Annotated in this window: 18 protein-coding genes and 1 tRNA gene; 9 read left to right on the top strand and 10 right to left on the bottom strand. The window is 73.2% G+C overall.

What is annotated here, in order from left to right; genetic code table 11:
* Positions 1-6 precede the first annotated feature (6 nt).
* A complete protein-coding gene (glgA, locus tag J4G33_RS00195) occupies positions 7-1,212 on the top strand; it encodes a glycogen synthase (protein ID WP_208053895.1) in 1,206 nt (401 codons plus the stop codon).
* Here the strand turns inward: glgA and J4G33_RS00200 are convergent.
* Complete coding sequence (locus J4G33_RS00200; RefSeq protein WP_307793604.1) at positions 1,191-2,021, bottom strand: Rv1486c family protein; 831 nt, start codon at positions 2,019-2,021, stop codon at positions 1,191-1,193. The genes glgA and J4G33_RS00200 overlap by 22 nt on opposite strands.
* 66 nt (positions 2,022-2,087) lie before the next feature.
* On the opposite strand from J4G33_RS00200, the gene J4G33_RS00205 reads away from it, so the two are divergent.
* The 4 genes from J4G33_RS00205 to J4G33_RS00220 all read left to right on the top strand — a co-directional run bounded on the left by J4G33_RS00205 (position 2,088) and on the right by J4G33_RS00220 (position 5,547).
* Positions 2,088-2,873 (top strand): ABC transporter ATP-binding protein, encoded by a 786-nt coding sequence (locus J4G33_RS00205; RefSeq protein ID WP_208053896.1) that lies wholly within the window; start codon positions 2,088-2,090, stop codon positions 2,871-2,873.
* 110 nt (positions 2,874-2,983) lie between these two features.
* A complete protein-coding gene (locus J4G33_RS00210; protein WP_307793605.1) occupies positions 2,984-3,523 on the top strand; it encodes an NfeD family protein in 540 nt (179 codons plus the stop codon).
* On the top strand, positions 3,520-4,695 hold the full coding sequence (locus J4G33_RS00215; protein WP_208053897.1) for an SPFH domain-containing protein: 1,176 nt from the start codon (positions 3,520-3,522) through the stop codon (positions 4,693-4,695). The genes J4G33_RS00210 and J4G33_RS00215 overlap by 4 nt, the downstream gene beginning before the upstream one ends.
* Positions 4,696-4,701: 6 nt before the next feature.
* Positions 4,702-5,547, top strand: coding sequence for a TrmH family RNA methyltransferase (locus J4G33_RS00220; RefSeq protein ID WP_307793606.1), 846 nt, complete (start codon positions 4,702-4,704; stop codon positions 5,545-5,547).
* Positions 5,548-5,666: 119 nt separating this feature from the next.
* On the opposite strand, the gene J4G33_RS00225 is transcribed toward J4G33_RS00220, so the two are convergent.
* From J4G33_RS00225 to J4G33_RS00260, 8 genes are all read right to left on the bottom strand, one after another.
* Complete coding sequence (locus J4G33_RS00225) at positions 5,667-6,242, bottom strand: YdhK family protein (RefSeq protein ID WP_208053898.1); 576 nt, start codon at positions 6,240-6,242, stop codon at positions 5,667-5,669.
* 61 nt (positions 6,243-6,303) lie between these two features.
* Positions 6,304-7,944 (bottom strand): ABC transporter ATP-binding protein, encoded by a 1,641-nt coding sequence (locus tag J4G33_RS00230; protein ID WP_208053899.1) that lies wholly within the window; start codon positions 7,942-7,944, stop codon positions 6,304-6,306.
* Between the two features lie 26 nt (positions 7,945-7,970).
* Positions 7,971-9,650 carry an ABC transporter ATP-binding protein/permease gene (locus J4G33_RS00235; RefSeq protein ID WP_208053900.1) on the bottom strand — a complete coding sequence of 560 codons (1,680 nt, stop codon included), beginning with the start codon at positions 9,648-9,650 and terminating at the stop codon, positions 7,971-7,973.
* 3 nt (positions 9,651-9,653) lie between these two features.
* Positions 9,654-10,685 (bottom strand): ABC transporter substrate-binding protein, encoded by a 1,032-nt coding sequence (locus tag J4G33_RS00240; protein ID WP_208053901.1) that lies wholly within the window; start codon positions 10,683-10,685, stop codon positions 9,654-9,656.
* Between the two features lie 13 nt (positions 10,686-10,698).
* Complete coding sequence (locus tag J4G33_RS00245) at positions 10,699-11,496, bottom strand: ABC transporter ATP-binding protein (protein WP_208053902.1); 798 nt, start codon at positions 11,494-11,496, stop codon at positions 10,699-10,701.
* The gene (locus J4G33_RS00250; protein WP_208053903.1) at positions 11,493-12,587 is read right to left on the bottom strand and encodes a FecCD family ABC transporter permease; all 1,095 of its coding nucleotides are present in this window, start codon (positions 12,585-12,587) and stop codon (positions 11,493-11,495) included. Before J4G33_RS00250 ends, J4G33_RS00245 begins: the two co-directional genes overlap by 4 nt.
* A gap of 142 nt (positions 12,588-12,729) precedes the next feature.
* Entirely contained in the window at positions 12,730-13,290 is a 561-nt protein-coding gene (locus J4G33_RS00255) for a YbaK/EbsC family protein (protein ID WP_208053904.1), read from the bottom strand.
* 7 nt (positions 13,291-13,297) lie between these two features.
* Complete coding sequence (locus J4G33_RS00260; protein ID WP_208053905.1) at positions 13,298-13,828, bottom strand: YbhB/YbcL family Raf kinase inhibitor-like protein; 531 nt, start codon at positions 13,826-13,828, stop codon at positions 13,298-13,300.
* Positions 13,829-14,040: 212 nt separating this feature from the next.
* Between J4G33_RS00260 and imuA' the strand changes: the two genes are divergently transcribed.
* From imuA' to dnaE, 3 genes are read left to right on the top strand one after another with little or no spacing between them, the layout of a single operon-like run.
* Complete coding sequence (imuA', locus tag J4G33_RS00265) at positions 14,041-14,886, top strand: DnaE2-dependent mutagenesis accessory factor ImuA' (protein WP_208053906.1); 846 nt, start codon at positions 14,041-14,043, stop codon at positions 14,884-14,886.
* Positions 14,883-16,532: a DNA polymerase Y family protein gene (locus J4G33_RS00270; RefSeq protein ID WP_208053907.1), complete on the top strand. Its 1,650-nt coding sequence runs from the start codon at positions 14,883-14,885 to the stop codon at positions 16,530-16,532. Before imuA' ends, J4G33_RS00270 begins: the two co-directional genes overlap by 4 nt.
* Entirely contained in the window at positions 16,525-20,043 is a 3,519-nt protein-coding gene (gene dnaE / locus J4G33_RS00275; protein ID WP_208053908.1) for a DNA polymerase III subunit alpha, read from the top strand. The genes J4G33_RS00270 and dnaE overlap by 8 nt, the downstream gene beginning before the upstream one ends.
* A 10-nt stretch (positions 20,044-20,053) precedes the next feature.
* Here the strand turns inward: dnaE and J4G33_RS00280 are convergent, their stop codons facing one another.
* Positions 20,054-21,286, bottom strand: a complete 1,233-nt coding sequence (locus J4G33_RS00280) for an AI-2E family transporter (RefSeq protein WP_208053909.1) — start codon at positions 21,284-21,286, stop codon at positions 20,054-20,056.
* A 134-nt stretch (positions 21,287-21,420) separates the two neighbouring features.
* On the opposite strand from J4G33_RS00280, the gene J4G33_RS00285 reads away from it, so the two are divergent.
* Positions 21,421-21,504, top strand: a tRNA-Leu gene (locus tag J4G33_RS00285).
* The last annotated feature ends 227 nt before the right edge of the window (positions 21,505-21,731 follow it).

Consider the following 21,731-nt stretch of genomic DNA (forward strand, 5'->3'; position numbering starts at 1 on the left):
TCGCTCGTGCGAGTAGATCTGCTGACCAGGGAGTACCCGCCTCACGTCTACGGCGGCGCGGGCGTCCACGTGGCCGAGCTGAGCGCAGTGCTGCGCGAGCTGGTCGACGTGCGCGTGCGGTGCTTCGACGGGCCCCGGGCGGCCGAGGGGGTCGACGGCTACGCCGTCCCCGCAGGCCTCGAGGGCAAGAACCCCGCGCTGGCGACCCTCGGGGTGGACCTGCTCATGGCGGCCGACGTCGAGGGAGCCGACCTGGTCCACTCGCACACCTGGTACGCGAACCTCGCCGGCCACGTCGCGGGGCTCCTGCACGGGGTGCCGCACGTGGTCAGCGCGCACAGCCTCGAGCCCCTGCGCCCCTGGAAGGCCGAGCAGCTGGGTGGCGGCTACGCGCTCTCGGGCTGGGCCGAGAAGACGGCCTACGAGGGGGCCGCGGGCGTGATCGCGGTGAGCGCCGGCATGCGCGCGGACATCCTGCGGTGCTACCCGCAGATCGACCCCGCGAAGGTCCACGTGGTGCACAACGGCATCGACCTCGACGGGTGGCGCCGTCCCGAGGGCCCTGAGGCCCTCGCGGCCGCCGACCAGGTCGTGCGCTCCCACGGCATCGACCCCGACCGTCCGTCGGTGGTCTTCGTGGGGCGCATCACCCGGCAGAAGGGTCTGCCGTACCTGCTGCGCGCGGCCGAGGCGCTGCCCCCCGAGGTGCAGCTGGTGCTGGTCGCGGGAGCCCCCGACACCCCGGAGATCGCCGCCGAGGTGAGCGGGCTCGTCGACGACCTCCGCGCGCAGCGCGACGGCGTGGTGTGGATCGGTGAGATGCTCTCCCGCCCGGACCTCGTCGCGGTGCTGTCGGCCGGCACGGTCTTCGCGTGCCCCTCGGTCTACGAGCCCCTCGGCATCGTCAACCTCGAGGCCATGGCCTGCGGCCTGCCCGTGGTCGGCACGGCGACCGGGGGCATCCCCGAGGTGGTCGACGACGGCACGACCGGTCTGCTGGTCCCCATCGACCAGGTGCAGGACGGCACGGGCACCCCGGTCGACCCGGAGCGGTTCGTCACCGACCTCGCCCGGACCCTGACGAGCCTGGCCCAGGACCCCGAGCGGGCACGCACGATGGGGGTCGCGGCACGCCGCCGCGTCGAGGACCACTTCTCCTGGGGGGCGATCGGCGAGCGGACCCTCGAGGTCTACCGCACGGTCCTGGGCTGATCCTCGGGCTGACCGAGCCGCGGTCGGCCGAGGGTCGCGGCCGCGGCGGCCCGTCGGGCCGCGTGGTCGACGTGGCGCAGCGCAGCCGATCGTTGGTCCGCCTGCCAGAGGTTCACCGCGCCGCCGTCGTCCGCGGTCGCGAGGGCCACGATCGCCCGCAGCCGCCACGCCTGGGCCAGCACGCGCACGGCCCGTGGCGAGAGCCCGGTGGGCAGCAACCACCCCGGGTCGTCGTCCCCGCGCAGGGCGACGATCGCCTCGGCCGCATCGGGCCGCCACCGCGCGACGTCGAGCCCTGCGAGGGCCTCGGTCGCCTCGCGCAGGGCGTGCCGCAGGGCCTGCTCGGCCTCGGGGAGGGTGCCGACGACGCCGGGCAGCCGGGCTCGCCAGTCCTCGACCTCGTGCAGGCGCCACGTCACCAGGAAGCCGGGCTCGAGCTCGCTGCCGAACCCCTCGACCTCGGGCACGGCGGCCCACGAGCGCCCCTCGTGGTGGACCAGGAGGCACTCGCCGGCGTCCACCGCGAGGTCCGCGACGGCGGCCGGGGCCCCGCTGACGTCCCCGGGGACCGGCAGCAGCGCTGCCACCTGGTCGGCCCCGGCCCAGCGGCGGAGCAGGTCCGCGAGCGGGGCGCCGTCGGGCACGAGGTCCTCGGCCCCCGCCACGGTGTGCGGCTCGTCCTCGTCCTGGATCGCACGCAGCGCGACGCCCAGCGTCTGGGGGGAGGGCTCGCCGGGGCCGGTGCCCTGCAACCACAGCGCGAGCAGGACGGCGCGGGGCAACGACATGAGCTGGTCGACCTGGTCCACGGGACCAAACTACGGGCCCCGCGTCGTGGACCGCCTCCGCCGCCGCGGCGGGTAGGGTCGGTGACCATGACCGTGGTGCTGGACCTGCAGGACGTGAGCATCCGTCGAGGCCCCAAGACGATCCTCGACTCCGTGAGCTGGACCGTTCAGGAGGGGGAACGCTGGGTCGTGCTCGGGCGCAACGGCGCCGGGAAGACGACGCTCCTCCAGATCGCCGCGGGGCGCATGCACCCCAGCGCGGGCACCGCCCACGTCCTCGGGGAGCGACTCGGCGCGGTGGACGTCTTCGAGCTGCGTCCGCGGATCGGCGTGGCCTCGGCCGCCCTCGCCGACCGCATCCTGCCCTCGGAGAGCGTGATCGACGTGGTGCTGACCGCGGCCTACGGCATGACCGGGCGCTGGCGGGAGCAGTACGAGGACCTCGACCACGAGCGCGCCAGGACCCTGCTCGAGGTCTTCGGCGTGGGGGACCTCGCCGCACGGACCTTCGGCACCCTGAGCGAGGGCGAGCGCAAGCGGGTCCAGATCGCCCGCTCGCTCATGACCGACCCTGAGCTCCTGCTGCTCGACGAGCCCGCCGCAGGGTTGGACCTGGGGGGCCGTGAGGAGCTGCTCGCGGCCCTCGCCGAGATCGCCCAGGACCGTCGGGCCCCCGTCCTGGTCCTGGTGACCCACCACGTCGAGGAGATCCCCGAGGGCTTCACCCATGGTCTTCTGCTCCGCGACGGTCAGGTGCACGTCGCGGGCCCGCTCGCGGAGGTCCTCACCGCCGAGCACCTCTCCGCGGCCTTCGGGACCGACCTCGAGGTCGAGCGGCACGAGTCACGCTGGAGCGCGCGCGCCCGGAGGTGACGGCTCGGCGACGAGCCGGCTGCGTCCGTCCGTCGGTGCCGCGTGATCGACCGGCGTCGGACGAGCCGGTCCCACTAGGATCAAGAAGCCATCGACGACGAGGGGGCGGTGTGGACCAGATCGAGATCCACTGGGTGTGGTGGCTCGTCGCTGCCGTCGCCCTGGGAGTCGTCGAGGTGCTGACCCTCGACCTGGTGCTGCTGATGTTCGCCGTCGGGGCGCTGGCCGCTGTCGGCGCCAACCTGCTCGGCGCGAGCATCGCCGTCCAGGTACTGGTCTTCACCGCGACCTCGCTGGTGATGCTCCTGGGTTTGCGCCCCTACCTGCTGCGCAACCTGCGCCGCCGTACCCCGCTCATCGAGACCAACGCGGCCGGTCTGGTGGGTCGCATCGCCCTGACCCTCTCCGAGGTGACCAGCCGTGGCGGGAGCATCAAGCTCGCCGGGGAGCAGTGGACGGCGCGTACCGGTCGGCTCGGCGAGACCCTCGCGGCCGACGTCGAGGCACGCGTCACCGCGATCGACGGCGCGACCGCGGTCGTCACCGGTCTGGACACCGCCCCACCCGCCCAGGACGAGGACCCGGGAGCGGCCGACCCGGCTCACCCCGACGGAACGACCACGCCCGACCACCCGGAGGACAGGTCATGATCGAGAACCCGACCGTCAGCGCCAACCAGCTCATCATCTACCTCGTGCTGGGCCTGATCGCCCTGTTCGTGATCATCACCCTGATCCGAGCCGTACGGATCGTGCCCCAGGCCCAGGCCTTCATCGTCGAGCGTCTCGGGCGCTACTCGCGCACCCTCCACGCGGGGCTGCACCTGCTCATCCCCTTCGTCGACCGGGTCCGCGCCGGGGTGGACCTGCGCGAGCAGGTCGTCTCCTTCCCGCCCCAGCCCGTGATCACCTCGGACAACCTCGTGGTGAGCATCGACACGGTCATCTACTTCCAGGTGACCGAGCCCAAGTCTGCGGTCTACGAGATCGCCAACTACATCCAGGGCATCGAGCAGCTGACGGTCACGACGCTGCGCAACGTCGTCGGCTCGATGGACCTCGAGCAGACCCTCACCAGCCGTGACCAGATCAACGGCCAGCTGCGGGGGGTGCTGGACGACGCGACCGGGCGCTGGGGCGTGCGCGTCAACCGGGTCGAGCTCAAGTCGATCGACCCGCCCCAGTCCATCCAGGGCTCGATGGAGCAGCAGATGCGCGCCGAGCGTGACCGTCGCGCGGCCATCCTCACGGCCGAGGGCGTCAAGCAGTCGCAGATCCTCACCGCCGAGGGTGAGAAGCAGGCCGCGATCCTGCGGGCCGAGGGCAACGCCCAGTCCGCGATCCTCAACGCCGAGGGTGAGGCCCGTGCGATCCTCCAGGTCTTCGACGCCATCCACCGCGGGGACGCCGACCCCAAGCTGCTCGCCTACCAGTACCTGCAGATGCTCCCCGAGGTCGCCAAGACCGACTCGAACAAGGTCTGGTTCATCCCGACCGAGTTCACCGCGGCGCTCAACTCGATCAGCAAGGGCTTCGGGGTCGGCGGGCCCGACGACGACGAGGCAGCCCCCGCGCGGCCTGCGGGCACCTCGCCCCTCAAGGTCGAGGACATCGGCCCGACGGCGCTGACCGACCCGGCCGAGGCCCTGGCCGCCGCGAAGCGGGACTCCGAGGCGGCCACCAAGGACGCCACGAGCGCCGGGACGTTGAGCGGGCGGGGGCGCGAGCGTGCCCCCAAGGCCGGGCAGGACGCCGCGGCCCCGCCCGTACCTGCTGCAGAGCCGCCGACGCCCGAGGCAGGCGGCGAGCACCCGCTCATCTGACGTTCCGTGCCCCTTCACCACCTCACCGCTGTCGACGACGAGCGGCTCGACGACTACGTCCGCCTCACGGACGTCGCCCTGCGCTCCAAGCACGAGCCTGCCCGGGGCATGTACATCGCGGAGAGCTCGACGGTGATCCGCCGGGCGGTTGCCGCCGGGCACCGGCCCCGCTCGTTGCTCATGGCCGAACGCTGGTTGCCGGACCTCGCCGACCTCATCGAGGAGGTGGGGGCCGGGCGTGACGGCGACGTACCCGTGTTCGTGGCCGAGCCCGCCCTTCTTGAGGAGATCACGGGCTTCCACCTGCACCGCGGGGCCCTGGCCGCGATGCACCGCCCACCGCTCGCCTCGGTGCACGACCTGCTGAGCGGGGTGCGTGACGGAGCCGGCGCGCGCCGGGTCGCCGTGCTCGAGGACGTCGTGGACCACACGAACGTCGGCGCGGCCTTCCGCAGCGCAGCGGCCCTCGGCGTGGACGCGGTGCTGGTCACCCCGCGCTGCGCGGACCCGCTGTACCGGCGCAGCGTCCGCGTCTCGATGGGCACGGTGTTCCAGGTGCCGTGGACGCGGATCGACCCCTGGCCCGAGGGGATCGCGACGCTGCGGGCCGAGGGGTTCGTGACCGCAGCCCTCGCGCTGTCCGAGGAGGCGGTGACCCTCGACGAGCTCGCGGCAGACCCTCCCGAGCGGCTCGTCCTGGTGCTGGGTACCGAGGGGGACGGCCTGCGCCGTGCGACCGTCGAGGGGGCCGACACGGTCGTGCGGATCCCGATGGCCGGGGGAGTGGACTCGCTCAACGTGGCTGCGGCTGCCGCGGTGGCGTTCTGGGCCACCCGCGTCGCGTCGTCCTGAGCTCCACGCAACGCTGAGGCCTCGTCAGGTCGGGCCCCCGTCCGCCCGAGCTGACCCTGGGGACGGCCACCCCCGCGATACCGAGCCCGAGCCGGTTCGGTGTCGCGGCGGGGCGATGCTCAAGATGCTGGTTCGATCTCGCTCTCGACGACCCACTTGTGGTTGGTCATGGTCATCCCGTCCACCTCGAGGTCGACGATGTAGACGGTCTCCCCGGTCGAGCTGGCGATCGTGGCCGTTGCGCCGTCCATCCCGGTCATGTGCTCGGCGGCCAGGGTCACCTCGGTGCCGTCGGGCAGGAGGTCGCCGCCAGCGTCGCGGATCTCCTCCTGCACGACCCAGCGGTGGTCCTCGACCGGGTCGCCACCGGTCGTGGGCGTGTAGTCGACCGAGTAGGTGTAGGTCTCGTACGCGCCGACGATCGTCGCCGTCGCGCCGTCCATGCCGGCCATGTGGTCGGCCGTCAGGATCACCTCCGCGCCGACCGGATACCTGGGCTCATCGCGCTCCGTCATGCCCTCGGGTGCAGGGCCGCCGTCAGCGGGGTGGTCGTGGCCTTCGTGGTCGTCGGGATCCCGGTGGCTCTCGGAGGGCGGCGCCTGCGCCTCCTCCGAGACGGGTGCGGAGCAACCGCTCATCAGGGTCGCGGTGACGAGCACCCCGAGGGTCATGGTCCTGCCCAGACGTCCGTTCATGAGAGAGGTCCTTCCTTTCGTCCTGCTCCTTGTACCCGGAGGCAACCGTGACGCGTGATGGTCATGGGGCGTGGTCCTGCGGAGGGTGATGAGTCGAGAGCTCGAGCACGCGGTCAGCAGCGTCCACCGTCTCTTGGCGGTGAGCGACGACGAGGGTGGCACGCTTGTCGGAGGAGCTGAGGAACTCCATGATCGCGGCGTCGGCCTCGTGGTCGAGCGACGCGGTGGCCTCGTCGAGGACGAGCACGCGTGGGTCTCGCAGCAGGGCGCGAGCGATCGCGACGCGGGCACGTTGCCCGCCGGAGAGCCCGTGGCCGTGCTCGCCGACGGGCGTGTCGAGCCCGAGGGGCAGCCCGACGTCCGGACGGAGCAGGCCGACCTCGAGGGCGGCACGTTCGACGGCGGCAGCAGGGGCGTCGGGGTCGCCGAGAAGGACGTTCGTGCGCACGGTGCCACGCAGCAGCGGTGATGACTGCGGCACGATGGCGACGACGCGACGCAGGGCGTCGTCGGGAAGGCCTCGGACGTCGACCCCGTCGATGCGGACCGCACCCGAGTCCGGGTCCCACAGGCGCAGCGCGAGCCGGGCAGCCGTGGTCTTGCCCGCCCCGGACGGGCCTGTGAGAGCGACCACTTCTCCCGGCCTCACGTGCAGCGAGAGCTCCCGCAGCACGGTGTGAGCACCGTCGTAGGAGAAGGTCACGGAGTCGAGCACGAGTCCGCGCTCTCCTGGCCGCGCTCCCTCCGTGCTGGTCGGTTCGTGGGCGTCGGGCCCTTCCTCGTCGACCGCAGGCGGCATGTCGAGCACGTCGCCGATCCGTTCGGCGGCTGCACGCAGCGTCCCGGTGCTGCGCAGCAGATCGGCGATCTGCGCAGCCGGACCCAACCCGGCGACGGCGACGGTCAGGGCGAGCGGGATGTCGGCCGGTGCCACAGCCGCGCTGTCGAGCCGCGCGATGACGAGGGTACCGAGTGCTGCGGTCGCGAACAGGAGGTCCCCGATGCCCCGCTCGGTCCCCAACCGTGACGCCTCACGCTGCTGCAGGTGCCCGTGAGCGCGGGTCGCCGCGGAGACCCGCGCGAGCTGGGCATCGAGCGCGTCGGCCCCCGCGAGCTCGCGAAGCCCCCGGACCGTGTCGAGGACCTGCGAGCGCAGGTGGGCCGCCCCTGTCGCGAGCGCGAGGTTGTCGAGCCGGGCGCGCCGCGCCGTCGCCCTCGGGACCGCCACCCCGACGACGAGGAGTGGCACCCACACCAGGAGCAGGAGCGGGCTGATGGTCGCTGACGCGGCAACGCTGACGCTGAGGACGAGTCCTGCTCCGAGGGTCTGGGCGATGGTGTGGGCGTAGAGCCACTCGAGGGTCTCGATGTCCGCGACGACGGTCGTGGTGAGGTCACCGGAGTGCCGGTGGCGGGTGCGCGACGGCAGTGCACGCCGCAGCGCGTCGAACACACGGCCGCGCAGGACCGCGATGAGCCGGTAGGCGAGGTCGTGGGACACCCAGGACTCGCGCCATGCGGCGCCGGCTGCGATCAGGCCGAGCGCGACGAGTCCCGCCGTCGTAGGACCGAGCGGGACGGCCTCGCCCGCGATCGCCCGACCGACCGTCACGGCGAGCCCGAGCGCGATCGCCAGCACAGCGGCCTGGGCGACGACGTTCCACACGACCGTCTCGACGAAGAGCCGTCGGTGGGTCGCCACGACCGGCAGCATCCGCAGGATCGACCTCATCGGGCGGCACCGGTGAGCGACCGGGACGTCGGCGGGCCCGTTCCCGCGGCCACGACCCGCCCGCCCGCGAGCTCGAACCACCGGTCAGCATGAGCGCAGGCACCTGCCCGGTGGGCGACGATGACGATGGTGCGGGCCCCACCCCATCCCGCGACGGCGCGCATGACGCGCCGTTCGGTCCCCGGATCGAGCGCAGACGTCACCTCGTCGAGCACGAGGACCGGCGCTCGGGACACGAGTGCACGCGCTATGGCGAGACGCTGACGCTGACCGCCTGAGAGCTGCGCCCCGTCCTCGGCGAGGACGGTGGCGTATCCCTGCGGCAGAGCGAGCAGCACGTCGTGGATCTCTGCGGCGCGTGCGGCGAGCTCGAGCTCGGTGTCGGTGGCGTCAGCGCGGTAGAGACGCAGGTTGTCGCGCACCGACCAGGCGAACAGCACAGGGTCCTGCGTGACGACGACGACGCTCTGGGAGCGCGCGGTCCGGCTGTAGGTGCGCAGGTCGACATCCCCGAGGAGCACCGTTCCGCGACCTGGGTCGATGTCCCGCTCGAGGAGCCTGACCAGGGTGCTCTTGCCCGAGCCGGACGCCCCGACGATGGCGACGGTCTCACCAGGCGGCACCCGCAAGGTCACGTCGGTGACGCCGACGTCGGTCCCCGGGTACCGGTACGTCGTCCCGACGAGCGCTATCGACGACGGGGCAGGGGCGGGGGCGCGACGACGTCCGTCCTCGAGGACCGCGGGCCGGGCGGACAGCACCTCGTCCAACCCGTCGACCGCGGTGAGCCCGAGGTAACCGGCGTGCCAGTGCCGTGCGAGGTCGGTCACGGGTCGGAAGCACTCACGAGCGAGCAGCAGCACGGTGACCACCTCGGCCGGTCGCAGGGCGCCGCGGGTCGCGTCGCTGATCGCGGCCAGGACCGCCAGGGCGGTCCCGACCTGCAGCGCCAGGACGCCGGTCCCGGTGTCGACGAGCGACCAGCGCAGCTGGTTCATGGTGGAGGTGCGAAGGCCCTCCGCCTGGGTGGCCAGACGGTGACCCACGCGCTCAGAGGCGCCGAAGAAGCGCAGCAGGGGGATCGACTGCAGCGCTTCGACGTAGTGCCCGGCGAGCTCCTCGAACTGCCTCCAGCGCCGCCGACCGTGGCGCACGAGCCGGAGGTCGCCGAGGCGGGGCAGCAGGACGGCGACCATGGCTGCGACGGCGAGCACCCCGGCCGCCCGCGGGGAGTAGGTCCCCACGAGCAGCACGACGCCGACAGGAACGAGCAGCACGACGACGAGCTGGGGCAGGTAGCGCGTGCAGTACGCATCGAGTCCGTCGACCCCGTCCAGCACGGTCGCCGCGATGCGCCCGGAGCTGCGTTCGGCAGCCGGGACGGCAGCGAGATGATCGAGCAGGCGTGCACGGAGCCGCACCCGGACCCGGACCCCGACCCGGGTCGCCATCGGTTCCTGGGCCTGCACGACGAGGGCGCGCAGGAGGGCGACCCCAGCCAGGACCGTCAGCTGCGGCAGCGCCTGCTCGTCACCCCGCACGATGGCGCCCACGGCCGCCCCCGCGTAGATCGCGAACACGACGTGCAGCACGCACAGGAGGATGCCGAGGGCGGCCAGGGCAGCGACCGAGCCGGAGACGACCCCTGCGAGCTGGAGGAGTCTGCGGTGGAGCACGGGTCAGAACGCGTCCGGGTAGAGCTGCTCAGAGATCTGCCGCACGATCGAGATGTTCCCGAGAGTGCCCGGGAACACGTCAGCACTGGAGACGGCGATGAGACGCCCCTCGCGTACGGCGGGCATGTCGGGGAACGTCGAGGTGAGGTAGTCCCGGGTCGCGGCCTCGTGCATGTCGTCGTAGACGCTGAACACGAGCGCGTCCGGCTGCTCCGCGGCGAGCGACTCGGGCGTGATCGGCGCGGCGAAGAAGTCGTCGAAGGCTGACTGGTCAGGCGCGTAGACACTGTCGGCTCCGGCGCGCTGCAGGATGTCGTACTCCACACCGGCACCGATGGCCGACAGCGTCGTGCCCTCGACGTACACCTGGGCGACGCGCAGCTGCTCGACGTCGGCGATCGCGCTCGCGACCTCGTCCAGCTCGGCCTGGCCCTGCTCGACCAGCTGGGCGGCGGTGTCCTGGACCCCGAAGATCTCACCCAGGTTCTCGAGGTCTGTGAACAGGTCGGCGACCGAGCCGGACATGCGCCGCTCGGCGCACCCTCCCGTGGCCACGTACACGGCGGCCCCCGCCTGCTCGATCTGCTCGATGCTCGCGAAGCCCTGCTCGGCCGTGAACTCGTACGTCGTGGGCGAGTAGACGAAGTCCGGTTCGACAGCCAGCAGGTCCTCACGAGCAGGTGGCATGACGTCACCGATGACCGGCACGTCCTCAGCGAGGTCGGCGACGTCTCCGGGCAGGGCCTGTGCGCCGGCCTGGGCCTGGCCGGCGAGCCGGTCGGCAAGCCCCAGCCGCAGGAGCAGCTCTGTCTGGGCCGGGTGCATTCCGACCGCAGCGGAAGGTGCGCTGTCGAGGACGAGCTCGCGGCCGCAGTTCTCCAGTGCTGCAGCAGAGGCCGCAGCACCGTCCTCGGTGACCGAGGCCTCATCGGCCGAGACCGCCTGACCGCAGCCGGCCAGGAGCGCGATCGCGAGTGCGGAGACCGCCGCGTGACCAGCTGTGGTCGAGGGACGGGGGGAACGGGTGGTGGTCATGGTGGGGTGCTCTCTACGTGGACGACGGGACTGGGGCGGAGGTTCTGGTGACGGCTCGGGGCAAGGGCCGGAACGCGAGCACCGGCGGGTCGCCGAGCACCCGCACGTCGATGGCGAACGTCGCACGGATGAGGTCCGGGGTCAGGACGGCGGCGGGTGCACCGTCCGCCACGACGCGCCCGGCCGCCAGCACGACGACGCGGTCGCAGTACTGAGCCGCGAGGTTGAGGTCGTGCAGCGCGGCGATGACGGTGCGACCGAGGCCGCGGACGGTGCTCATCAGGTCGTGCTGGTGGCTGATGTCGAGGTGGTTGCTCGGTTCGTCGAGCACGAGCACGGGGCTGCGCTGCGCCAGCGCGCGCGCGAGCATGACCCGCTGTCGCTGCCCACCCGAGAGCGTGGCGACCATACGGCCACCGAGGTCGTCGACCTCGGTGTTGCGCAGGGCCTCCTCGACGATCGCCACGTCCTGTGCGGTGTCCCGTCCGAAGGAGGAATGGTGCGGTCCTCTGCCGAGCAGCACCGTCTCGTACACGTCGAGGTCGAACTCGGTGCTCGGGTCCTGAAGCATGACCGCCACCCGACGAGCAGCCTCTCGCGAGCTGAGAGTCAGCACGTCGTCGCCGCCGACCCGCACTGCACCGGCGCTCGGTCGGACAGCCCGGTAGAGGGTGCGCAGCAACGACGACTTCCCGCTGCCGTTCGGGCCCACGAGTCCGACGAGCTCACCGGGCTCGACGACGAACGAGGCCTCGTGGACGACCTCTCGACCTCCGAGCGTGACACCCACCCGGTCGATCTCGACCCTCATCGGCCGAGCCCGGCTCGGTCGGCGCCGTCGCGACGCATGAGCCACAGGAAGAAGGGGGCCCCGACGATCGCGGTCAGGATGCCGAGCGGGATCTCCGTCGGGGCGGCCACGGTGCGGGCGAGCAGGTCCGCTGCCATGAGGAACACGGCACCGCCCAGCACGGTCACGGGCAGCGTTCGGCGGTGGTCAGCACCGACGCAGATCCGCGCGACATGGGGCACGACGAGCCCGACGAAACCGATGCCACCAGCGACCGACACCACGGTGCCGGTGAGCAAGGACGCGACGACGAGCAGGACGGCGCGCAGCCGCGTCGCGTCCACGCCCAGAGAGGCGGCTGACTCGTCCCCGGTCATCAGCGCGTTGAGCGAGCGAGCGAGGCCGGCGGCGACGGCACAGCTGACGCCGAGAGCGATCGCCGGCCCGAGAAGGTTCGGCATGGTCGCGGCGGAGACGCTGCCCAGCAGGAAGAACAGGACGCTGACGACGTTCTGCGCGTCGGTGGAGATCGTCAGATAGCTGGTGATCGCGCTGAACAGGCTGCCGAGCGCGACCCCGGACAAGATCATGCGGGTGGGGGACAGGGCGCCGTTCTTGCGGGCGAGCGCAGCGACACAACCGCAGGCCACCAGCGCACCGGCGAAGGCCGCGACGTTCAGGGAGAGGCCGCCGACGGCAGCTGAACCGAGCACGATGACCAGGACGGCGCCGACGCTCGCGCCAGAGGAGACCCCCAAGATGTAGGGCTCGGCGAGCGGGTTCCTGACGGTGACCTGCATCAGTGCGCCAGCCAGAGCCAGACCTGCACCTGCGAGTCCGGCGAGCAGCACCCGCGGGATGCGGAACTGCCAGACCGCCTGGTCCTGCAGCGGAGTCAGAGAACCGTCGCTCATCCACGGCATCCCCGGCACGAGGTGACCCACGACGACCTGAGCCGCCTGCACAGGCGTCACCTCGACCGACCCCACGGCTCCCGACACCACGACGAGCAAGGTTCCGACCAGTGCAAGGCCAGCGCTGAGCGCCGCGGCTCGCCGAGCGAGCGGACGACGCGCTGCGGCGACGTCGCGCGGCGTGGCGACCTCGGTCACCGTGCAGCAGAGGTCGACGCCATGACAGAACCATAACGAGACTCGTTATCACGACCTAATCGCTCAGCTCCGACGGCGCAGGTCTGGTGCCGGGCTCGCGCCGGGAGGTCCGTGCCGGGCTGGGTCCTCGACGGTGCGGGCTCTAGCCTGGCCGGGGGAGGGCGAGGTCCTCGACGACCTCGGCTGCGGGCAGCTGTGCGAGGAGGTCCCCGGGCAGGGCCAGCTTGGAGTGGCGGACGCCGCTGCCGATGACCACGTCCCCGGCAGCGGGCACCCGGGAGTCGACCAGGACGCGCCACGGGGTGGGCAGGCCGACCGGGGTGATCCCGCCGTACTGCATCTGCGACTCCTCGACGGCGCGGTCCATGGCGAGGAACGAGGCCTTTCGCACGTCGAGCAGGCGCTTGACGGCGGTGTTCACGTCAGCGCGGGTCGTGGCGAGCACCACCGCTGCGGCGACCCGCTCCTCGCCGGCGCGCCGTCCGGCGACCAGCACGCAGTTCGCCGAGGCCGCGAGGGGCAGGTCATGGGCCTCGGTCAGCGCTGCGGTGTCGGCCAGCCCTGGGTCGATCTCGGTCACGTGGACGGCGCCAGCCACGGCAGGGTGCTGCTCGGCCCAGGTGCGCAGGGTCGCCAGGGTGCTCGGAGCGAGCAGGTCGGGGTGGTCGAGGGCCGGGGACCAGGTCAGGGTGCCGAGCTGCATCGGCCCATCACCGCTGGAAGGTCGGCGTCAGGGTCGCACGGGCCAGGGTGTGGAACAGCGACAGGAAGGCGACCTTGGTGGGCGTCGTGGTCTCGTCGACGTCGAGCCGGTCGACGTCGAGGGCGTGGACCGCGAAGACGTAGCGGTGCACGCGGTCACCCTCCGGCGGGGCGGCTCCGGTGAAGCCGGCCCCTCCGCCGTCGTTGCGTACCTGGACCGCGCCCTCGGGCAGGTGCGCCCCGTCGGCGGAGCCTGCCCCGGTCGGCAGCGAGGTCGTGCTCGCGGGGAGGTTCGCGACCGTCCAGTGCCAGAAGCCGGCGGGGGTCGGGGCGTCGGGGTCGAAGCACGAGACGACGAGGCTGCGGGTGCCCTCGGGCAGGCCCTCCCAGGCGAGCTGGGGTGAGGTGCTGCCGCCCTCGGCGCTGTGGGCCTCGGCCATCGGGGCGCCGTCGGACACGTCCTGGCTGGTCAGCGTGAAGCCGGGGACGGTGGGCAGCTGGTCGTAGGGCTCGGGGGCGAGGGGGCGGTGCAGGTCCATGGGTCCTCCGCGGGGTCGTGGTCGTCCGACCCATCCTCCACGGCTCGTGCGGGGGCGCATCCCGGCGGGTGTGGGCTCGCTCACCCGTGTGCTCGCAGCGGATTGACACCGGTCGGGTGTCAGCGTCTACTGAGATGCTCGAACATGTGTTCGAAACGGTGCGCCAAGGGTTGCGCTGGTGAGGTGGCCGGTGCGGCCGGGGAGGAGGGGCGGTGAGTGCGGTCAGCGTGGCCTCGGTCTCCCTCGACGAGGACCGGGCGGCCCGTGCCCGTGCGGTCCTCGCGAAGGCTGAGGAGCGCACCGGCGCGAGCCGGTGGGTACGTCCGGTCCGCCCTCTCGAGCCGGTCGACGCCGAGGTCCCGTCGTCTGCTGCGCGAGGTGCCGAGGAGCGGGCTGCCGAGGAGCCGGCAGCGGGGGAGCTGGTGCTCCCGGTCCCTGCCCACCTGGGTGGTCTGCTGCCCCGTGCCGGGCTCGAGCGCGGCAGCACCGTGGTGGTCGCAGGCTCGACCTCGTTGGCCCTGTCCCTCCTGGTCGAGGCGTCCCGTGCCGGAGGGTGGGTCGCGGTGGTGGGGCTGCCCCGCGTGGGGGTCCTCGCGGCGCACCAGCTGGGCCTCGTCCTGGACCGGGTCGCCCTGGTGCCTGCGCCGGGACCGGACGGTCCGACGGTGGTCGCCGCGCTGCTCGACGGGGTCGACGTGGTCGTCCTGGGGCCGCAGGTGGCGCTGACCCCGGCCGACCGGCGGCGTCTGAGCGCCCGCGCTCGTGAGCGTGGTGCGGTGCTGCTGCCCACCACCGAGTGGCCCGGCGCGCAGGTGGTCCTGACCGCCGAGCTCTCCGCCTGGGAGGGGCTGGGGCGGGGGGACGGCAGGTTGCGCGACCGCCGGCTCGTGGTGCGTCGACGTGGGCGCGGCACGGCGGCCCGCGAGCACCGCGCCGAGGTCCTCCTGCCGGCGAGGCGCCACGCCGTCGCACCGGCCTCGACGGGACTGGCTCTGGGGACACCCTCGGGGTCGTCGACGACGGGCACGGCCCTCCGCGAGGGGCGGCGAGCCGGATGAGCAGCACCGAGGAGACGCCCACGCGGATCGCTGCGCTGTGGGTGCCGGACTGGCCCGTCCTGGCCGCGATGCTCGTCGCCGAGGTCCCCGTCCACCGGCCCGCTGCGGTGCACGACGGTCGCCGGGTCACCGCCGTCTCGGCCCTCGCGCGGGCCGAGGGCGTGCGCCGTGGGATGCGACGGCGCCAGGCGCAGGAGTGCTGCCCCGAGCTCGCCCTGCTCGACCACGACCCCGGGCGGGACGTCCGCCTCTTCGAGCCCGTGGCGGCCGCCGCGGAGACCGTGGTCGCCGGGGTCGAGGTGGCTCGCCCCGGGCTGCTGCTGCTCCCCGCAGCCGGGGCGAGCCGCTTCCACGGCTCCGAGCAGCACCTGGCTGCGGAGCTCGTCGGCGCGGTCGCGTCCAGGACCGGTCACGAGGCCCAGGTCGGGATCGCCGACGGCACGGGTGCCGCGGTGCTCGCCGCCCGCGCCGGCCTGGTGGTGCCGCCCGGTCGGGCTCGTCCCTTCCTCGCCCCCCTGGGGGTCGCCGAGCTCGTGCACGTCGCGACCCAGGGGCCGCTCCTGACCGAGGTGACCGAGCTCGTCGACCTGCTGCGGCGGCTCGGGCTACGCACCCTGGGTGACCTCTCGCGGCTGCCGCGCAGCGACGTGCTGAGCCGCTTCGGGAGCAGCGGCGAGTGGGCGCACCTCGTGGCCTCGGGGAAGGACGACCGTCCGACGGCGCTGCGTCGGCTCGAGCCCGACGTCGCGGTCGAGGAGGAGCTCGACCCGCCGGTCGAGCGGGTCGAGGGGACGGCCTTCGTCGCCCGTCGCCTCGCTGAGCAGCTGCACGCCCTGCTGGTGTCCCGTGGCGCGGGCTGCGGGCGGCTGCAGATCACGGCCCGGACCGAGGACGGGCAGGAGCTGGTGCGGGTCTGGCGCACGGACGCTGCCCTGGGCGGGCTCTCGGCCGCGCGGATGACCGACCGGGTGCGCTGGCAGCTCGAGGGATGGCTCACCCACGGCCCCCGCGCCGCCGGTCGAGGCGGTGACCACGGCACCGCCACGGCTGAGGACCCTGCCCCGGCCCCTCTGGTCCGCCTGGGACTGCGCGCCGAGGAGGTCGTCGCGGTCGGTGCCGAGCAGGGGCGGCTCTGGGGTGAGGCGAGCGGCAACGACCTGCGCGCGCACCGGGCCCTGCACCGGGTCCAGGGTCTGCTGGGGGCCGACGCCGTCCTCAGCCCTGCGGTGCAGGGGGGCCGGGACCTGCATGACCAGGTGCACCTCGTGCCCTGGGGGGAGGAGGTCCGCGCGAGCCGTCCGGTGGCTGCGCCGTGGCCCGGACGGCTCCCCGAGCCGGCCCCCGCCACGGTCCTCCTCGAGCCCCAGACGGTCCAGCTGTGCGGCAGCGACGGGCGGCGCGTCCAGGTCGACGCCCGGCTCCAGATCAGCACCGAACCCGCCACGGTGCGGTGGCCCGGGTCGCCCGGCGAGCCCGGGCGCGAGGGCCGGGTCACCGGGTGGGCAGGGCCTTGGCCCGTGGTCCAGCGCTGGTGGGGACCAGCACCCTCGCGTCAGGTGTACCTGCAGGTCACCACCGAGGACGGCCAGGCCGTGCTGCTGGCCCTGCGGGACGGCGTCTGGTCGGTCGAGGCCCACTATGACTGAGCGTCCCCGCAGCGCGCAGCCCGCCTACGCCGAGCTCCACGCCCACTCGGCCTTCAGCTTCCTCGACGGTGCGAGCCAGCCCGAGGAGCTCGTCGCCGAGGCTGCCCGCCTGGGGCTCTCGGCCCTCGCGCTGACCGACCACGACGGTCTGTACGGCGTCGTGCGGTTCGCCCAGGCGGCCCGCAGCGTGGGCCTGCCCACGGTCTTCGGTGCCGAGCTGCACCTGCCCGGGCCCGACGGGGTGCTCGACCCGCCGACCGGCGTCCCCGACCCCCGAGCCACCCACCTGCTGGTCCTGGCCCGGGGCCCCGAGGGGTACCGGGCACTGTCCAGGGCCGTGGCCGAGGCGCACCTCGCGACCGGCAGCAAGGGAGCCGCCGACTACCGCCTGGACCAGCTCGGCGCCGCCGCCCAGGGGCAGTGGCTCGTGCTGACGGGGTGCCGCAAGGGTGCGGTGCGTCACGCCCTCGAGGGGGGCGGGGGAGGGCTCGACCTCGCCGCGGCCGGCGCCGAGCTCGACCGGCTGACCGCCGTCTTCGGGACCGAGAACGTCGCGGTCGAGGTGACCGACACGGGGGACCCGCGCGACTCCGAGCGGTGCGACGCCCTCGCCGAGCTCGCTCGGACCGCTGGCCTGCCCCTCGTGGCGACCGGCAACGTGCACTACGCCCGCCCGGCCGACGCCGACCTCGCCGCGGCCCTCGCGGCCGTCCGAGCGCGGTCGAGCCTCGACGAGGTCGACGGCTGGCTGCCCGGGGCCGGGGGACTGCACCTGCGTTCGCCGCGAGAGATGGCCCACCGGCACCGCCGTCGGCCCGAGGCCGTCGCGACCGCCGCGGCCCTCGCCGCCGAGTGCGCCTTCGACCTGGCCCTGGTCGCCCCCGCGCTGCCCCCGTACCCGGTGCCTCCGGGGCACGACGAGGCCAGCTGGTTGCGTGAGCTCGTCCGTCGCGGTGCCCTCGAGCGCTACGGGCCGCGGGGGAGCGAGAAGGTCGCCGGGGCCTGGGCCCAGCTCGACCACGAGCTCGCGGTCATCGAGTCCCTGGGCTTCCCGGGCTACTTCCTCATCGTGCACGACCTGGTGGCCTTCTGCCGGGACCGCGGCATCCTCGCCCAGGGCAGGGGCTCGGCCGCGAACTCGGCGGTCTGCTACGCCCTGGGTGTCACGGCGGTCGACGCGGTGCACCACGGGTTGCTCTTCGAGCGCTTCCTGGCCCCCGAGCGGGACGGGCCGCCCGACATCGACGTGGACATCGAGTCGATCCGACGCGAGGAGGTCATCCAGCACGTCTACGAGCGGTTCGACCGCGAGCACGCGGCCCAGGTCGCCAACGTCATCTCCTACCGCCCGCGCTCGGCCGTGCGGGACGCGGCCCGGGCCCTCGGTTATGACGTCGGTCAGCAGGACGCCTGGAGCAAGAGCATCGAACGCTGGGGGTCGCTGCGCGGGCCCGAGCGTCCCAGCCCCTGGTGGACCCTCGAACGATCAGCCCCCGTCGGCCCGCTCCCGGCCGGCAGCCCAGGGGCCTCGGCCGCAGCCGCGTCGGCACCCCGACCGGCCCTGCCTCCGGCCGGCACCGTGGTCGAGGGCGGGCACGACGTCGTCCCGGCGCGCCGTCCCCCCGCGGCCAGCGAGCTCGGCGAGATCCCGGACGCCGTCATCGACCTCGCGGACAGGTTCCTGCGCCTCCCGCGACACCTGGGCATCCACTCGGGGGGCATGGTGCTGTGCGACCGGCCGGTGATCGAGGTGTGCCCGGTCGAGTGGGCCCGGATGCCCGGCCGCACGGTGCTGCAGTGGGACAAGGAGGACTGCGCCGACGCCGGTCTGGTGAAGTTCGACCTGCTCGGCCTGGGCATGCTCTCCGCCCTGCGCATCGCCTTCGGCCTGGTCGCCGAGCACCAGGGGGTCGAGCTGGGCCTGCACACCCTGCCCCAGGAGGACCCCGGGGTCTACGACCTGCTGTGCGCCGCCGACACCGTCGGGGTGTTCCAGGTCGAGTCCCGCGCGCAGATGGCCACCCTGCCGCGGCTGCAGCCCCGGTGCTTCTACGACATCGTCATCGAGGTCGCGCTGATCCGGCCCGGGCCCATCCAGGGCGGATCGGTGCACCCGTACATCAACCGGGCCCGCGGGCGGGAGGAGGTGACCTACCTGCACCCCTTGCTCGAGAAGTCCCTGGCCAAGACCAAGGGGGTGCCGCTGTTCCAGGAGCAGCTCATGCAGATGGCCATCGACGTCGCAGGGTTCACCGGGGCCGAGGCCGACCAGCTGCGCCGGGCGATGGGGTCCAAACGGTCGGCCGAGCGCATGGAGGCCCTGCACGCACGGCTCCTGTCCGGGATGGCCGAGCGCGGGATCGGCCCCGAGGTCGGCGAGCAGGTCTACGACAAGCTCAAGGCCTTCGCCGACTTCGGCTTCCCCGAGTCCCATGCCTACTCCTTCGCCTACCTGGTCTACGCGAGCTCCTGGCTCAAGCGACGGCACCCGGCGGCCTTCTACGCGGGGCTGCTCGCGGCCCAGCCGATGGGCTTCTACTCCCCGCAGTCCCTCGTGGCCGACGCCCGACGCCACGGGCTCACCGTGCTGCGGCCCTGCGTGCAGGCCTCAGGGGTCCAGGCCGGGCTCGAACGCGTGGGGACTGCTGGGGGTCAGCCCGTGGTGGACGACCACGTCGGGGACCTGTCTGTGGTGGAGGGGGCCGCGGTGGACGGGCTCGGTGGCGACGGGTTCGCCGACCCGGGCGCCCGGCCCGGCCGGACCGGGCGGCAGCGGCCGGGGCTGATCGAGCTCGACGTCGAGGAAGGGCTCGCGGTCCGGCTCGGCCTGGCGAGCATCCGGGGGATCGGTGAGACGCTCGCCGAGGCTCTTGTCGCTGAACGCGCCGCGCGCGGAAGGTTCGCGGACCTGCGTGACATGGTGCGTCGGGTCGGGCTGAGCACGGCCCAGATCGAGTCCCTCGCGACCGCCGGGGCCCTCGGTGGCCTCGGGGTCGAGCGTCGTGAGGCGCTCTGGGCGGCCGGAGCCCTCGCCCTCGAAGGGCCGGACACCCTGCCCGGCGTGGCCGTCGGGGTCCAGGCCCCGACGCTGCCGGGGATGAGCGAGGTCGAGCTCGCGATGGCGGACGTGTGGGCCACGGGGGTCTCGGTCGACTCCTACCCGACGCAGTACGTGCGCGAAGGGCTCGACGCCGCGGGGGTGCTACGGGTCGAGCAGGCGATGCTCCACGAGCCGGGGCGGCGGGTGGCCGTCGCCGGGGTCGTGACCCACCGGCAGCGGCCCGGCACCGCCCAGGGCGTGACCTTCCTGTCCATCGAGGACGAGACCGGGCTGCTCAACGTCATCTGCACCGCGGGGCTCTGGCGGAGATTTCGCACGATCGCCCGCAGCTCGGCGGCCCTGGTGGTGCGGGGCAGGCTCGAACGGGCCGACGGCGCGACGAACCTCCTGGCCGAGCACCTCAGCCCGTTGTCCTTGCAGATCCCCTCGCGCTCCCGGGACTTCCAGTAGCGCGAGCCGATCAGCCAGGGGCGGTCTCGGCCTCAGCCTCCTCGACGGCCTGGTCGATCTCCTCGAAGTCCGAGGGTGGGTCCATCGTGCGCAGCCGGCTGAACACCGCCCAGGCGACCGAGACCAGCGGCACGGCGATCACCGCCCCGAGGATCCCCGCGACCAGGGTGCCCGCCGTGACGGACAGGGCCACGACCACCGGGTGCAGGGACACCTGCTTGCCCATGACCAGGGGCTGGAGCAGGTGGCCCTCGATCTGCCCGATGGCCGCGATCGCCAGGCCCACGATGATCGCGTTGACGGGACCGTTGGCCGCGAGGGCCACGATCATCGCGATGACCATCGCCGCGGGGGCACCGATCAGCGGGATGAACGCGCCGATGAAGACGAGGACCGCGAGCGGGGCGGCGAGGGGCACGCCGAGGATCAGCAGCACCACCACTGCCATCACGCCGTCTGCGGCCGCGATGATCACCGTGCCGCGCGTGTATCCCGAGAACGTGTACCAGGCGACCTCCCCGCCCGTGTGCCAGGTCTCGCGGATGCGCATCGGGAGCTGGTTGAGGAACCAGGCCCACATGTCCTGGCCGCGGGCCAGGAAGAAGACCGTGCAGAAGGTCGCCAGCGCCAGCACCATGAAGACCAGCCCGACCGACCCTGCGCTCGACAGGGCCTGGCTCGCGAGCATCTCGGAGTTCTCCGCGATCCACTCCTGCGCGGTGTCCAACCAGTCCTGGACGTCGTCGTTGGTGATGCTGAGCTGCAGCGGGCTGCTCTCCAGCAGGTCGAGGATCGTCTCGACCCCCTGGTTGAACTGCTCGCCGAGGCGCTCCCACTGGCCGGCCACCGAGAAGCCGACGTACGTGAGCATCCCAGCCACGCTGAGGAAGGCCAGGATGATCGACAGGGCCGTGGCCAGGCCACGCGGCATCACCCGGTCCAGGACGTTGACCAGGGGCCGCAGCACGGCGGTGAAGACGAGGGCCACGAAGACGGCGATGAACACCAGGAGCACGCGCGAGGTCGCCCAGAAGACCAGGGCGATCGCCGCGACCACCACGAGGATCCGCCAGGACCACCCGGCCATCACGCGCAACCAGTGCGGGCTGCTGGTCTCGTAACCCACCGCTGAGGGGTTGCGCCGTGCGCCGGCGACCTTCTTCGCGGCCGATCCCGCCCCGGCGAGGTGCCGCACGGAGGGCTTGGCCCTGTCCTGCTCGACCGACGAGGTCTGGTCGGACATCGATGCTCCTCGAGGCCAGCGGGTGGTGCGATCAGCGCCAGTCTGCCTCAGGGGCCGCGTCGTTGCTGACTGCGCCGCCGTGCTATCTTTACTGCCGCGCTCGAGGGCCCCCGCCGGGGTCGTCGGGTCCACTCGTCCGGGTGGCGGAATGGCAGACGCGCTAGCTTGAGGTGCTAGTGCCCGTATAGGGCGTGGGGGTTCAAGTCCCCCTCCGGACACTCGTTGAGACAGCGACGCGAAGGCCCCTGACCCGCCGGTCAGGGGCCTTCGTCGTGCCTGGCACCTCGACTGGGTGCGGCGCGGGCCGAGCGCAGGGTCCGTCGTCGCCGGGCCGAGCATCGAGCCGGTCTCGCTCATGGACGACCTGCTGATGCGCCGGACCTGACCGATCGCGTGGGCCTCGAGCTCGTCGAGACTCCTCGTGGACGACGCCGGGACCCCGGTC

The organism is Actinotalea soli (assembly GCF_017565425.1).
GTDB lineage: Bacteria > Actinomycetota > Actinomycetes > Actinomycetales > Cellulomonadaceae > Actinotalea > Actinotalea soli.

Bases quoted from the DNA above. Each gene is read 5' to 3' on its own strand.
- J4G33_RS00205 (WP_208053896.1), top strand. From the start codon at position 2,088: ATGACCGTGGTGCTGGACCTGCAGGACGTGAGCATCCGTCGAGGCCCC.
- J4G33_RS00215 (WP_208053897.1), top strand. From the start codon at position 3,520: ATGATCGAGAACCCGACCGTCAGCGCCAACCAGCTCATCATCTACCTC.
- J4G33_RS00225 (WP_208053898.1), bottom strand. From the start codon at position 6,242: ATGAACGGACGTCTGGGCAGGACCATGACCCTCGGGGTGCTCGTCACC.
- J4G33_RS00240 (WP_208053901.1), bottom strand. From the start codon at position 10,685: ATGACCACCACCCGTTCCCCCCGTCCCTCGACCACAGCTGGTCACGCG.
- J4G33_RS00245 (WP_208053902.1), bottom strand. From the start codon at position 11,496: ATGAGGGTCGAGATCGACCGGGTGGGTGTCACGCTCGGAGGTCGAGAG.
- J4G33_RS00255 (WP_208053904.1), bottom strand. From the start codon at position 13,290: ATGCAGCTCGGCACCCTGACCTGGTCCCCGGCCCTCGACCACCCCGAC.
- J4G33_RS00260 (WP_208053905.1), bottom strand. From the start codon at position 13,828: ATGGACCTGCACCGCCCCCTCGCCCCCGAGCCCTACGACCAGCTGCCC.
- J4G33_RS00270 (WP_208053907.1), top strand. From the start codon at position 14,883: ATGAGCAGCACCGAGGAGACGCCCACGCGGATCGCTGCGCTGTGGGTG.
- dnaE (WP_208053908.1), top strand. From the start codon at position 16,525: ATGACTGAGCGTCCCCGCAGCGCGCAGCCCGCCTACGCCGAGCTCCAC.
- J4G33_RS00280 (WP_208053909.1), bottom strand. From the start codon at position 21,286: ATGTCCGACCAGACCTCGTCGGTCGAGCAGGACAGGGCCAAGCCCTCC.